At 58.6% G+C, this 13,862-nt stretch carries 10 protein-coding genes; 4 read left to right on the top strand and 6 right to left on the bottom strand.

Annotated features, from left to right (window positions below; genetic code table 11):
• The first annotated feature begins 6 nt into the window (after positions 1-6).
• Positions 7-1,368: an NAD-dependent succinate-semialdehyde dehydrogenase gene (locus tag RBH20_RS18925; RefSeq protein WP_306711581.1), complete on the top strand. Its 1,362-nt coding sequence runs from the start codon at positions 7-9 to the stop codon at positions 1,366-1,368.
• 133 nt (positions 1,369-1,501) lie between these two features.
• Positions 1,502-2,173 carry an NADPH-dependent F420 reductase gene (gene npdG / locus RBH20_RS18920; RefSeq protein ID WP_306711579.1) on the top strand — a complete coding sequence of 224 codons (672 nt, stop codon included), beginning with the start codon at positions 1,502-1,504 and terminating at the stop codon, positions 2,171-2,173.
• Between the two features lie 114 nt (positions 2,174-2,287).
• Here the strand turns inward: npdG and RBH20_RS18915 are convergent, their stop codons facing one another.
• The 6 genes from RBH20_RS18915 to RBH20_RS18890 all read right to left on the bottom strand — a co-directional run bounded on the left by RBH20_RS18915 (position 2,288) and on the right by RBH20_RS18890 (position 10,091).
• The gene (locus tag RBH20_RS18915) at positions 2,288-4,288 is read right to left on the bottom strand and encodes an AMP-binding protein (RefSeq protein WP_306711577.1); all 2,001 of its coding nucleotides are present in this window, start codon (positions 4,286-4,288) and stop codon (positions 2,288-2,290) included.
• Between the two features lie 49 nt (positions 4,289-4,337).
• Positions 4,338-4,721: a PaaI family thioesterase gene (locus RBH20_RS18910; RefSeq protein ID WP_306711732.1), complete on the bottom strand. Its 384-nt coding sequence runs from the start codon at positions 4,719-4,721 to the stop codon at positions 4,338-4,340.
• Positions 4,722-4,885: 164 nt separating this feature from the next.
• A complete protein-coding gene (locus RBH20_RS18905) occupies positions 4,886-5,890 on the bottom strand; it encodes an LLM class flavin-dependent oxidoreductase (RefSeq protein WP_306711575.1) in 1,005 nt (334 codons plus the stop codon).
• Positions 5,891-5,981: 91 nt separating this feature from the next.
• Complete coding sequence (locus RBH20_RS18900; protein ID WP_306711573.1) at positions 5,982-7,250, bottom strand: M24 family peptidase; 1,269 nt, start codon at positions 7,248-7,250, stop codon at positions 5,982-5,984.
• A gap of 113 nt (positions 7,251-7,363) precedes the next feature.
• Positions 7,364-8,326, bottom strand: a complete 963-nt coding sequence (locus RBH20_RS18895) for an NAD(P)-dependent oxidoreductase (protein WP_306711571.1) — start codon at positions 8,324-8,326, stop codon at positions 7,364-7,366.
• Between the two features lie 61 nt (positions 8,327-8,387).
• A complete protein-coding gene (locus tag RBH20_RS18890) occupies positions 8,388-10,091 on the bottom strand; it encodes a thiamine pyrophosphate-binding protein (RefSeq protein ID WP_306711568.1) in 1,704 nt (567 codons plus the stop codon).
• Between the two features lie 1,258 nt (positions 10,092-11,349).
• Here RBH20_RS18890 and RBH20_RS18885 point away from each other — a divergent pair.
• On the top strand, positions 11,350-12,549 hold the full coding sequence (locus tag RBH20_RS18885) for an ABC transporter substrate-binding protein (RefSeq protein ID WP_306711730.1): 1,200 nt from the start codon (positions 11,350-11,352) through the stop codon (positions 12,547-12,549).
• 184 nt (positions 12,550-12,733) lie between these two features.
• A complete protein-coding gene (locus RBH20_RS18880; protein WP_306711566.1) occupies positions 12,734-13,852 on the top strand; it encodes a pyridoxal phosphate-dependent aminotransferase in 1,119 nt (372 codons plus the stop codon).
• Positions 13,853-13,862: the final 10 nt, after the last annotated feature.

Genomic DNA, 13,862 nt, shown 5'->3' with positions numbered 1-13,862 from the left:
ACCGATATGGAGGCAGTCAACCCGGCTACGGGCGAGCGGCTGGACGTGTACGACCCTGACGATGACGAGGCAGTCGAACGAAAACTGGACCGTGCCACGTCGACGTTCGAGGACTGGCGTGAGGTCCCGTTGCGCGACCGCGAGCAATTGCTGGTAAACGCCGGCGAGGTTCTACGGGAGAACAAACAGCGGTACGCTGAGCTGATGACCCGGGAGATGGGCAAACCGGTCACGCAAGCCGTCGCTGAAGTCGAAAAGTGTGCATGGGCGTGTGACCATTACGCAGAATACGCACACAAGTATCTCTCCGAGGAACACCACCCCAGTCCAGCGGGAACGGAAGTAAAGACGGTCCATGACCCGCTCGGGCCAGTGCTTGCAGTGATGCCCTGGAACTATCCGTTCTGGCAGGTCATTCGCTTTGCTGCGCCCTATCTCACTGCCGGCAACGTTGGCCTCCTCAAACATGCTTCAAACGTTCCCGGCTGTGCGCTCGCACTGGAAGAAGTGTTTGCCGAAGCCGGCTATCCTGAGGGCGCGTTCCAGACGCTGATGGTTGGCTCCAGTAACGTTGACGGCATCCTCGCAGACGACCGTGTCCGTGCGGCGACGCTGACCGGAAGTGGTCCCGCCGGCCGTGCCGTCGCCGAAACCGCCGGCAAACATCTGAAAAAGACTGTGCTGGAACTCGGTGGGTCTGACCCGTTCATCGTCCTCGACGACGCAGACCTCGATGCGGCCCTCGAAACTGGGGTGCAAGCACGGACACTGAACGGCGGCCAGTCGTGTATCGCCGCCAAGCGCTTTATCATTCACACGGATGTCTACGAGGAGTACGTCGATCGCCTCGTCACTGCCTTCGAAGACCTCACTGTCGGTGACCCACTGTCCGACGAAACTGACGTCGGTCCACAGGCGGACCCTGACCTCATGGCCGAACTCCACGATCAGGTACAGGCCAGCGTCGACGCCGGTGCAACGCTGTTGACTGGGGGCGAGCCGCTTGACCGGCCCGGTGCCTTCTACCCACCGACAGTACTGACTGATGTTCCTTCGGGATGTCCTGCGGACACCGAGGAGACGTTCGGCCCAGTGGCGACCGTCTACGAGGTCGCCGATGCGGAGGAAGCGATTGAGGTCGCGAACGACACCCGGTTTGGCCTTGGTGCAAGCCTCTGGACAGCGGACCGGGAACGTGGTCAGCGTCTGGCACGGGACATTTCCGCAGGCTGTGTCTATATCAACGAAATGACCAAATCTGACCCGCGAGTCCCATTCGGCGGCATCAAGGACGCCGGGTACGGTCGTGAGCTCTCGGAGATGGGCATCAAAGAGTTCGTCAACAAAAAGACGGTCTGGATCGAATAACTGCCACAGGTGATATTAGGTGGTATTCTATTGCTAACGCACCCGGTTTTCACGTGATGGCAGCAGCGTACGGTCGGTAGCGATTCGCGTGACAGGACAAAGCTTCTTGTTTCACGGGGCGTTATGCAGGTGCATGGAGTTAGCTATCTTGGGCGGTACTGGTGACATCGGTGAGGGACTTGCGATGCGGTTTGTCGCCGATACGGACCATACGATTACGATCGGCTCGCGGGACGCTGCAAAAGCCAGCGAGCGAGCCAGAACGTACGAAGAACGGTTGTCCGATCACGGTGTCGAGACTGAAATCAACGGGACGGACAACAGTAGCGCCGCGGCCAGTGCAGACGTGGTTATCCTGGCCATTCCGCCACACCACGTCGGCGATACAGTTGAAGCACTGGCAGAAGATGACGCACTCTCGGACCAACTGCTCATTAGCCCTGCTGTCGGGATGAACGGCGATGGGGACGGACTTCACTACCGACCACCGTCGACGGGGAGCGTTACTGAGTTTGTTGCAGAGCGGGCCCCCGAGTCTGTTCCAGTGGCCGGGGCGTTCCACAACCTTGCAGCGGATCGGCTGGCGGATCTAGAGGCCACGCTCGATGTGGATACGCTGGTGGTCGCGGACGACCCGGCGGTCAGTGAACGAGTCGTGGCGCTAACTGCTGACCTCACAGGCGTCCGACCGATCCCTGCTGGGCCGCTTTCGAACGCCGCGGAAGTTGAGAGTCTGACGCCACTGCTAATCAACATCGCCCGATACAACGAGGATATGCACGACGTCGGTGTGAGTTTCAGTTAGACCCCGGCAGCGCTTCTGTCCTCCGCCGTGATTCAAGTAGTATCGTAGCGAGGTCGATTGCGTTCTCGCTACTGCCTGTATCTGCAAACAGTCACACCCAGACAGTAAAGTATTTTACCGCGCGTTGTCGATTTCGTCGATTGCATCGGGATTCTCGATACTTGAGAGGTCCCCCAGCTCTGCGCCCTCGTAGACGCTCTGAATGATTCGCCGCACAATCTTCCCGGACTGCGTCTCCGGAAATTCATCAACGAAGCGGACTTCACGCGGACGGAACGGCTTGCCAAGCGCTGTCCCGACCTGCGCGCGCAATGTCTCGCGAAGGTCGTCTGACTCCTCGTACCCTTCGTTGAGAATGACGTATGTGACAACCGCAGTCCCCTTCGTTTCGTCGTCCGCTCCGATCGCAACAGCGGCGTTGACCGCATCGTGTTCGATAAGTGAACTCTCGACCTCAGCCGGGCCGACCTTCCGGCCGGCGACGTTGAGGACGTCGTCCGAACGACCGTGTAAGAACCAGAAGCCGTCCTCGTCTTTCTGTGCCCAGTCGCCGTGGTCCCACATATCGCCGAACCGCGACCAGTACTCTTCGAGGTACCGCTCGTCACCACTCCACAGCGATTTTGTCATCGATGGCGCTGACGACTGACAGACCAGATACCCCTTCTCGTTGTCTTCGGCAACGGATGCCCCCTGTGCATCGACAATGTCGATGTCCATGCCGAGCGCCGGGCCACCAAGCGTCCCCGGCTTCAGCGAATGCAGTGGCGTCGGCTGCAGGAAACAGCCGAAGATCTCCGTTCCCCCGGAGATGTTCATAATCGGTGTCGTGCCGTCGCCGACGTTCTCCAGAAACCACTCCCAGGAGTCCGGGTCCCACGGCTCGCCGGTCGAACCCAGCAGGCGCAGCGTCGAGAGGTCGTGGCCCTCCAGCCACTCGTCGCCGTGCTTCTGTAGCGCACGGATCGCTGTCGGTGAAATCCCGAACACCGACAGATTGTGGGTATCGATCATCTTCCAGAACCGGTCCGGCTCGGGATAGTCGGGTGCCCCCTCATACATGAAGACGGTGCCACCGTGGGCGTGATTGCCGATCAGCGTCCACGGCCCCATCATCCAGCCGATATCCGAGACCCAGAAAAAGCGGTCTGCGGGCTTGTGGTCGAACGAAAAGAAGAGTTCTTTCGCCGGCTGGACGAGCCCGCCAGCATGTGTGTGGACGATGCCCTTCGGTTTGCCTGTTGTCCCGGATGAGTACAGCAGCATCGACTCGTGGTCGGCGGGGAGCGACTTGGTCTCGTAGTCGTCAGACTGGGACCCGACTGCGTCCGCCCACCATTCGTCACGATCGGGGTCCCACGAGAGGGCAGACTCCGCAGAACCCAGCCGATTATAGACAATGGTGTGTTCGACGTGACCGGCCGGCTCGATAGCCTCGTCTGCGGCCGACTTCAGGTCGATTTCGCTGCCCCGGCGGTAGAAGCCATCACCGGTGAACAGGACTGAACACTCGGCGTCTTCGATGCGGGTTGCTGTCGCGTCGACCCCGAACCCGGAGAAAATAGGGACGGCAATCGCACCGACCTTGAAACAGCCATACAGCAGTGGGACGATTTCCGGTACCATCGGCATATACAGTCCGACGGTGTCACCGGTTCCGATACCGCGCTCTTCCAGTGCATTGGCAACGCGATTGGCCTGTTGGTGGAGTTCGTGGTAGGTTATCTCACGGACTGTCCCGTCTTCACCTTCCCAGATTGTCGCGACTGTATTCCGGTTCTCAGCGTCGGGGGCTGCATGACGGTCGACGACGTTGTGAGCGATATTGAGTTCCCCACCGACGTACCAGTCCGTGAACTGCGGGCCATCCGTGTCATCGCGGACCTGTTCGTACTCCTCGTAAAACTCCAGGTCGAGATAATCGACTATCTCATCCCAGAACCAGTCCAGTCCGGATGCCGGTTCACCGTCGATGTCGGTGACCGTCCGCCTGTGAAGTTCTTCAAAGTCCTCGATACCGTGCTTTTGCATGAACGCGTAGACGTTGCTCTCGGTCACGAACGTCTCGCTCGGTTCGTACCGTTCCTCGTCGAGTGCTGTGAGTGAATCTGACATTGGGATTAGTGTGACGATGTTCAGAAGCTGCCCAGTTGCTGCAGCCGAGCTACCCTGTCTTGTAGACGCCGCGTGCATCCGCGACCTGTGTGCCGTCTTCGGCGTACACTTCCACATTGACGACGCCAACATCACCACCGTGACGAACCACGTCCGCTTCCGCTCGGAGGTCCCCTGTCCCAGCTTCGAGGTAATCGATGCGCATATCGATGGTCGGCACCGGCTGGTCGACGAGAGACACGAGAGCGGCCCCACCAACGGTATCAGCGAGGGTGAACGTAACGCCGCCGTGGGCCATTATCCGCTCCTCGTTCCACGACAGTTCTTCGCGCATTTGGATATGCCCTTCGGCGTGCCCGTTATCGACAGTGGTTATCTCGATGTCGAGCAGGTCGGCAAACGGCATGTTCTCGAAGAATGCTTCGATGTCCATACTCATCAATTCGGTTCTTCACCTGGGGAAATAAGTATTGGTGTTCACAGGGGTCCGAAACCCACGGGCGGTACATAGCGAGCCACTGGCGCTCGTGGTGTCGCAGCCCATCCGGGTCAGACAGCATCTGAAGGTTCAACAGTCACCGACACGACGTGCCAGTCTTAGCTGATCTTCGGCCGCACCTCTTCACCCAGCCGCCGGATACACTCGGCCATCTCCTGCGTTCCGGTTCCGGGGTGGTACGTCCGGAAGATGAAGTGAATGTCGTCGCCCAGCGCCTCGCGGTACGTTTCGAGTTCCTCCGTGACCTGGTCGGGTGTCCCGAAGATAGCCTGTTCTTTGAGTTCCTGCTTGCGTTCCTCGTCGAGTTCTGCAATCGTCTCGCCGGAGAATATCTCCTCGTACCGGCGCTGGATGTAGAGGTAGCCGTCACGCATCTGCGCCCATGCGTCCTCGCGGGAGTCACCGATGAACCCGTGCTGGAGGACATACACCTGAAAGTCGCCCTCGATATCCTCGTCGTCACGGACGTTTCGGATGTCCTCGACGCGCTTCCGGACGCCATTGACCGACAGCGACGACGGGGCACACCATGCGTCAGCGGTCCGGGCGGCCCGCCGGACGGCAGGCCGCGACGCCCCACCGAGCATGAGGGGAACGTCGTGTGCAGGTTTCGGTGTCACAGTGATGTCCGACGAGATGTCGTGGAATTCCGGCTCGTAGTCGAGCGGCCCGTCAGACCAGGCACCGCGAAGCGTGTCGACCGTATCGGCTAGCCGTTCAGCCCGTTCGTCGTCGGGAATTCCGAAGGCGTCAAACTCGGAGACGTTGGACCCGATAGCCATCCCGAGCGTTGTTCGGCCACCGGAGATCTGGTCTACGGTTGCGATATCTTCGGCGAGCCGGATTGAATCATACAGCGGCGCGAGTGCGATACAGGACCCGATTTCAATGTCGTCGGTGACTGCAGCTAACGCCCCAAGCGCCGGTGTGACGCCCGACAGATAGTCGTCGTCAAGGAAGTGATGTTCTGAGACCCAGGCGCTATCGAGACCCGCGTTGTCGATAACTTCTCCCAGTTCGAGCATTTCGTCGTAAATCTCGCTGGTTTCGCGGTCATCGTCCGGGCGCTGCTGACAGGTAAACAGGCCTGTTCCCAGTTGCATAAATTTCCGTAACGGCGCGACCGACTTAACGGTAGTGGCACGCCGGCGACCAGACCGTGCCTGAGACCGGTCGCGATGCCTGCCAGTCCGTTTAGTAGTCGATCCGCGTGATCTCCGAAACAGGCCACTCACTGAGTATCTCGACGCCGTTTTCGCGGACGACAACCATCTCTTCGACGCGGACGCCCTGCCGCTCCGCGGGTTGCATCGTCTCGACAGCCATCGTCATGCCCTCCTCGATTTCGATCGGGTGGTCCGGTGAGAGTCCGCGCCAGATGAGCGGCGTTTCGTAGAGCTGCAGCCCCAGCCCATGCGCCCAGTGGTTGGTTGTCATCTGCCAGAACTCGTCGGCGTCGTACCAGTCCATATGCTCACCCTCTCTGTCGGGGAAGCCCTTGCATATCTCGTCGGTCGTGGCCCCCGGCTCGATCCGTTCGAGGACGTCATACAGGTCGTCACGGGCTTTTTCGTAGGCATCTTTCTGTGCCTGCGTCGGTTCGCCCATGCTGAACGTCCGGTAGTAACAGGAGCGGTAGCCCAGATAGCCGATGTTGTAGAAATCAGCGTACACGAGGTCATTCGGTCGAATCATCCGGTCGGTCGTGTTTGCCTGATGTTTCGGCCAGGTGTTCGGGCCGGAGGTAACGTAGCCGCCTTGGGCCATTGCGCCGTGCCCCCAGAGTTCGCCGACCGCATCGCCCCAGACTTCTGATTCGCGCTTGCCTGGCTTGGCACTCTCCGTAATCTTCTGAAAGCCTGCCTCACAGATGGCAGCGACCTGTCGCAGACACTCTATCTCGTCGCGGGTTTTGGTCTTCCGCGCGTCGAGCATAATATCAGTCGCCGCACTGGTGTCGACATCGACGCCGCGGTCTTCGAACTTCTCGATAAGCGTCCCGTTCCCCACGTCGATGCCCATTGGCTCCCGGTCGACACCGTACTCTTCCATGGCCGTATACACCGTCTCAGCCATCTTGTCTTTGAGCCAGTCGCGCGCGGAAGCGCTGCCTGACGCCCGGGGAACGTTGCCGAGTCCCGGACAGGCATACCGAATGTCATCGAGCCAGGGACAGTTGAACCGCTGGTTCGATGCGTGGTCCGCAGTGTCCCAGTGGACGACATCGCCGTCTTCGGTCAGGAGCGTGTAGTGATCTGCCCCGCTCCCGCCAGTCATCGCCAGCCCAGTGACATACCGGACATTCGGGTCGTTGATGAGCAGCATCGACCCAAGTTCCGAGTCCTGTAGTCTGTCGAGGGCTCGCTCTTTGCGCTCGCGTCGCATCCGCTTGACGTCGATCCGTTCTTCCCAGTCGACGGCCATGGTGCCACGCGTTCCTTCCATGAAGTCGCGCTCGTACATCACCTATGCGTACAGGCAGGTCCCTAATCAAACACTGGGTTCACTCTGGCCGATACGAGACAAACGCGAGCACCCACGGTACGCACGTCACACAGGACGGCGGGACTGGTGTATCAGAGCGATTCGAGCCCGTTCTCTTCCCGGAGCGTGTTGATGTAGGACCGGAACCCGGATTCGAGGTCGTACTCGACCTCGTAGCCGAGGTCTTCCTGCGCGGCGGTCATATCGAGGTTCTGGGTCCAGGGGAGTTCGCCCTCATCAGAGACCTCAAGATCGGCATCCGGGACGATTTCTCGGACAGCGTTGGCGGCTTCGCGGATCGTCGCGAGGACGCCGCGGACGTTGTAGATGCGCTGGCTGAGGTCGTCCTCGTCGACAAACGTTGCTTTCCGGAACGCCTGTGCGATATCACGGGCGTGTTGCCAGTCGATCACCTGATCGCCGTACTCGACGCTGAACGGTTCGCCGAGTGCCGGCTTCTCGATGATGTTTGCGAGGAACGCCGACCCACCGGTTTCGCGGTAGGGGCCGTACGCCACAGTCGGGCGAAGTCCAACGTGGTCGACATCGTAATCCCCGTGATAGACACGTGCCTGATGTTCGTTGTATTCCTTGGTCGCGCCGTAGAGTGTATCAGGATAGACCAGTTCGTCCTCGTCGACATACTCGGCGGCGTAGTTGTGTGGCGGCGCGTACACCGCCGCGCTGGAAGCCCAGGTGACACGCTCGATCTGGTCGTCGAGAGTGCGTGCGGCCTCGAAGACGTTGTTTGTCCCCTTGATATTGACATCGAGGCCAGCCCGCGGGTTGTCCCGAGCTGTGTTCGTCAGCAGTGCCGCAAGGTGAACGATATGGGTCGTCCCCGTCTCCTTGACAGCACGAATCACATCCGTCGCCTCGGAGACATCACCGCGCCGGATGGTCACATCGTCGGCGACACCCAACTTCGAGAGGATATGGTCGTCCGTCGAGAGGTCGTAGGCGACGACGTTGTGCCCGTGTTCGATGAGATCCTCGACGACATACGAGCCGAGGAAGCCGGTTCCGCCAGTGACGAGTACTGTCGTATCTGTCATTGTTGTATCAATGTGTGTTGCGTAGTTGATTTATATTCTTTGCTAAACCATGTCCGGGAGTTCATTCGTGCAGCCCGCCGACTTCTTTGTAGAACGACGACTGGAGGGACTCGACCATCTCTTCGTCACGGTCGATGCGAACGTCGATAACGAAGGGGACATCGGCGCTGGTCCCCTCTTCGAGTGCAGTCGCAAGTTCCGCAGGCGTTACTGCCCGCGTCGCTTCAGCGCCGAACGCCTCGGCTGCCTTCACGAAGTCGGTGTCGTGGAACTCGACGCCAGCGATATCGCCCTCCTCGTGTTGCATCTGACGAACCATCCCCAGGCTGGTGTCGTTGAGGACGACGAACGTGGGCGCGACGCCGTTCTCGACGGCTGTCTCGACACTGGTCATCGTCATCGTGAAACCACCATCGCCGGCGACGGCGATGATATCTTTCTCCGTCGTGATAGCAGCTGACACCGCGGCCGGTGTTGCCCACCCCATCGCGCCGACGCCACCACTCCCGTAGTAGGTCCCGGTGTCCGGTGTCTGAAGGTAATTGAGCAACCAGAACCGGTTGTTACCGGAGTCGGCGGTCACAATGGTCTCCGAATCAACGACAGCCTCGATTTCTTTGACTGCACGCTGTGGCTTGATCGGCGACGCATCCGACTCGCATACGGGTGCATAGAATGACTCCTGTGCTGCGGCCGCACGGTCACGTGCCCAGTCGTTTCCAGCGCTTTCGGGGAGGTTCGTCGCCAGGTCGTCGAGACTGTGTGCCGCATCACCGATGAGTGCGACATCTGCGGGGTAGACCCAGCCGGCGTTGCGTGTGTCGATATCTGCGTGGATGATGGTCTGCTCGTCGGGTCGGATGAACTCCGGGGACTGCCAGTTCGTGTCCATCGGGTTCATGCGACAGCCTACGACGAGAAGGACGTCCGCTTCACTGACAACCTGATTTGCGCCTTCGTGACCGAAGGAGCCGATAACACCCGCAGCCAGCTCGTGGGTTTCGGGGAACGTCGACTTGCCCAGATAGGAGGTTGTGACGACGGCATCAGTCGCCTCCGCGACAGTCTCAAGCTGGTCGTAGGCGTCAGCGGCGTGAACGCCGTTGCCGGAAATGATAACCGGTCGGTCAGCCTCGCTTAGCGCTGTAATCGCTGCCTGAACATCCTCTTGGGCTGGTCGCGCTTCCCAGTTTTGCACCTGATCATGGCCGTCCCAGACCGGCGGAATCGGGTCTTCGGGCATCTCCTCGGTGACGGCGTCGCCGTCGAGGATTAGTGCCGTTGGCCCGGGCCGGCCGGCCGTCGCGTGTTTGAACGCGAGCTGGAGGCTCCGTACCGTCTCCGTTGGTGAGCGCGGGAACCAGTTTTCCTTGGTGTAGGCATCGAGCGCTGATGGAAGGTCTAACCCCCCGTAGTCACCGCGAGCCTGCTGGTACGGCGCGAGCGTTGAATAGTCGCCACGCTCGCTCGCCTCGGTAATAACGACCATCGGAGAGGAAGCGAGCTTTCCTTCCATCTGGCCGATTGCACCGAGGCTCCCGATCCAGGGCCCCTGTCCTGCGAGGACCCCGGGATTGCCGGTGAGTCGTCCGTGCATCTCGGCCATGACGCTGGCTTCACGTTCATCGCGTGGTCGGACCATCTCAACGTCTGCATCCGGGACGTGATCAAGGATCTCGATGGCACGACCACCGGGATATCCGAAGACGTACTCGACGCCTTGCTCGTCCAGTTCTTCGACAAGGCGCTTTCCTGTTTCAGTCATGGGTAGTGAATTTGGGTGTCATTATCGATTGTCGCGTTACGTCCCACTGTGGGTAACTCCCAAGATATAGAGTTTGGGGTGCAACGTTGCAGCAGCCACGGTTGCATAGGCGGCCACTCGGAGGCCTGTGAAACCAACTGTTCTGCTGTGGTGTTCAAGTAAGCCGACTATGCTATAGCGCCTGTTTCGATCACTCTCAAGCGTTTTACTGTCTGAATTCCGTAGTTTCCTGTGTGAAACTTGTTCTAATAGTTGGGACGATGTATATTCCAACACTTTCAGCATAATAATATATCTGGTTGGGTATAAAAACTCACTCACAAAGCTCTTAAAAACTCTTTATCCGCTTTCTCGCCTTCTGGACGGGGAGGCTGCATCCTGCAAGCTCGGATACAGCCGACAATGGATTACAGCGTTACTGCTGTAACAGATATGAGCCTCGGCCGTGAAACCTGTTACACCTATATGCTTGTAACAAAAATCCCATCCACAGACCAACTTATGTAATATTCACATTTTCTATTACATGTATTTACGAATACATGGTATCTGTGGTGGAACTTCTGTTCTTCAACACTGTAGCTGCAATAGCGGTTTTGGGGAGTCAATGGTAAGTGGCATTCCGTGATCAAACTACACAGGGATGGCCGAAGTAGGCATCGCCACTTTCTCGTTCTAATAATTCGAACCGCTATACTCTACAACTAGTTTATATATTAACGGAGTCTGACTGGTGGCCTGTCTGATCGGGAGGAGACAACGGAATTTCGGACCTGAGACTGTCTCCCGAGATGAAATCTGTCCTGAACGCTCAGTATCGACAGTCCGGCGCAGGTGACTAGTCTGACGCCCGGAATCTGGATTCGTGTCTCGGATAACCGTGCCTATGCGGGTCGGAAGTGCCCTGTGCGGACTATAGGGTACTGAGGCCGCCCTGTCACCGACACCGTTCGTCTGATTCGAACACGTATCGGCACTGGCGCGGCACAGACATGACTTTGAGGAACATACAGGCACTTTAGATGAGAGTCGTCTGAGTAACTGTGTGGATTGGTGTCGGAGAGGGGCCCGCCCGCGGTCAGCGACAATACAGTACCGTAAGCGGGGCAACCGGAGCGTTCCCCGCATCTGACTCAGACCTTCTCAGAGCCCGCTTCGTCTCTGCGAAGAACCGCTACGGCTCATAATAACGTTTATCACGAAAGATTGTGTCATGGGGAGTGTTGCGATGCACGATACAGTCAGCCGTCGAACTGTCATGAAGAGCATTGGTGCCGCAGGCGCTGTCGGACTTGCCGGCTGTTCGACAGACGGTGGTAGTAGTGGCAACACCATCAGCATGGGCATCCTAATGGGGGTAACGGGTGGTTTGTCCGAAGTTGGCCCCGCAATTCGGGATGCAGCAGAACTAGCTGTAAAGGAGGTTCGGGACGCGGAAAACGGGTTCTCAGTCGATACGCAGTTTGAGAATACTGAGACCAAGCCGAGTCGGGGCGTGAGTGGCGCAGAAGCACTCGTGAATGGTGGCTATCCGATGATTTGCGGCGGATTAGCGTCATCAGTGACACTGCAGGTCGCAGAGAACGTCGGAATTCCGAATCAGACGGTGATGTGCTCACCATCGGCGACGTCACCTGATGTCTCCTCACTGGAAGATAACGACTTCGTATACCGGACGCCGCCAACGGACAAGCTGCAGGGATCACTGCTGGCACAGATCGCGGCCGAGCGGCTTGAGAAAGAGAGCGCAGCTATCCTCTTCCTCAATAACGCGTACGGAAACGGCCTGTCAAACGGCTTCACGAAGACGTTTGAGGGAGAATACAGTGGTGAAGTCCTGAATCAGGTCTCGTACTCGGCGGGTCGTTCCTCATACACGTCACAGTTGCAAAACGCCCTTGACGGTGACCCGGAGACGCTCGTGATTATCGGCTACCCTGAGAGCGGGAACAAAATCTTCCGGAACTTCTACGAGAACTTCGACAGAGCGGACATGGATATACTGGTCCCAGACGGACTCAGGGCCGATGACTTGCCAGGGAACGTGGGCCACGACATGACAAACGTCCGCGGGACCAATCCATCCTCAGCCGGACCGGGAATCGAGTACTTCAAATCTGCGTACCAAGACGAGTATGGCTCTGCACCGGGGCCGTTCAATCAGCAGTCGTTCGATGCTGCGGCAGTCCTCATGCTGGCACGCGCGGCAGCCGGTGAAGATGACGGGACTGCAATCCGCGATCAGATGCGGGCGGTCACAGACCCTGGCGGTGAGGCAGTTGGACCTGAAAACCTGGGAGAAGGCGTTTCGCTGGCGGCTGACGGGAACGAAATCAATTATCAAGGCGTTTCGGGCCCAGTTGAGTTTGACGACAATGGGGATCTGGCGAGTGCCGTGTACAATTACTTCAGGTATACAGAGAACGGCACGGAGAATATCGAGCAGGTGGAAGTGTAACGAGAACACCGCGGGCCCCACTCCGGAGTACGATTACCCTGCAGGTACGGCAAACTGGATGGCTTTTGTGCCATACCGTAACTCAGGGAGAGACTATTCGTCATATTGTCCGGCAGGGCCGGTGTCATAGTCATTATCACACAACCCAAAGACTATAATCAAATACTGTTATAGTTGTGAACTGATGTCTCAGTACGCAGCACGCGTCGAAGAGATGGATATCAGTGGCATCCGAGAAGTCTTCGAGGCAGCAGGCGAAGACGCAATAAATCTGGGTCTCGGTCAGCCTGACTTCCCAACTCCAGAACACGCCCGGGAGGCCGCGATGAGTGCGATTCAGGATGGGATGGGTGATTCATATACGTCCAACAAGGGGATTCCAGAACTCAGAGAAGCCATCAGTGACCGCTATGCTACCGACAATGGACAGGACATCCCGCCCGAAAACATCATTGCCACCGCCGGCGCAAGCGAGGCGATTCACGTCGCAATCGAAGCCCACGTCCAGCCAGGCGACGAAGTGCTCTGCCCTGACCCCGGGTTTCTGGCCTATGAACAACTGGTGCTACTCGCCGGCGGCGAGCCAAAGCGGGTCGAACTCAGAGATGACCTGACCCTCGATCCCGCTGCTGTCGAGAATGCCATTACGGACAACACGTCACTGTTTATCGTTAACAGTCCTGCGAACCCCACCGGTGCAGTGCAATCGAAACGAGATATGGCAGAGTTCGCGCGAATTGCGGATGAACACGAAGTCATTTGCCTCTCCGATGAGGTCTACGAGAAGATCGTCTTCGATGGGGAACACCATTCGCCGGCGGAATTCGCTACCTCTGACCGGGTGATCCAGGCCAGCGCGTGCTCGAAAACGTACTCGATGACAGGCTGGCGGCTCGGGTGGGTGGCGGCCAGTTCGGAGCGAATCGAACGGATGCTCCGGGTGCACCAGTACGTGCAGGCGTGTGCCAGTGCCCCATCACAGTACGCTGCCGAAGCGGCGCTCACCGGTCCACAGGAACCGGTGAGAGAGATGGTGTCGGCCTTCGAGGAGCGCCGAGACGTCCTTCTCGATGGGTTAGAGGACATCGGCCTCGACACGCCAGTGCCGAAGGGCGCGTTCTACGCGATGCCCCACGTCCCGGACGGATGGACTCAGAAGATGCTGGACAACGATGTTATTGTGGTCCCCGGCGAAGCGTTTGGGCCGGGTGGCAAGGGGCAGGCGCGCATTTCGTATGCTACGAGTACAGCTGAACTGAAAGAGGCGCTGGAAGTTATGCGAACAGTCACGAACTCTCTGTAGCGCACCAGCA

It is taken from the genome of Haloarcula sp. H-GB4 (genome assembly GCF_030848575.1).
Classification (GTDB): domain Archaea; phylum Halobacteriota; class Halobacteria; order Halobacteriales; family Haloarculaceae; genus Haloarcula.
This window is presented reverse-complemented; position numbering and strand designations above follow the sequence as displayed.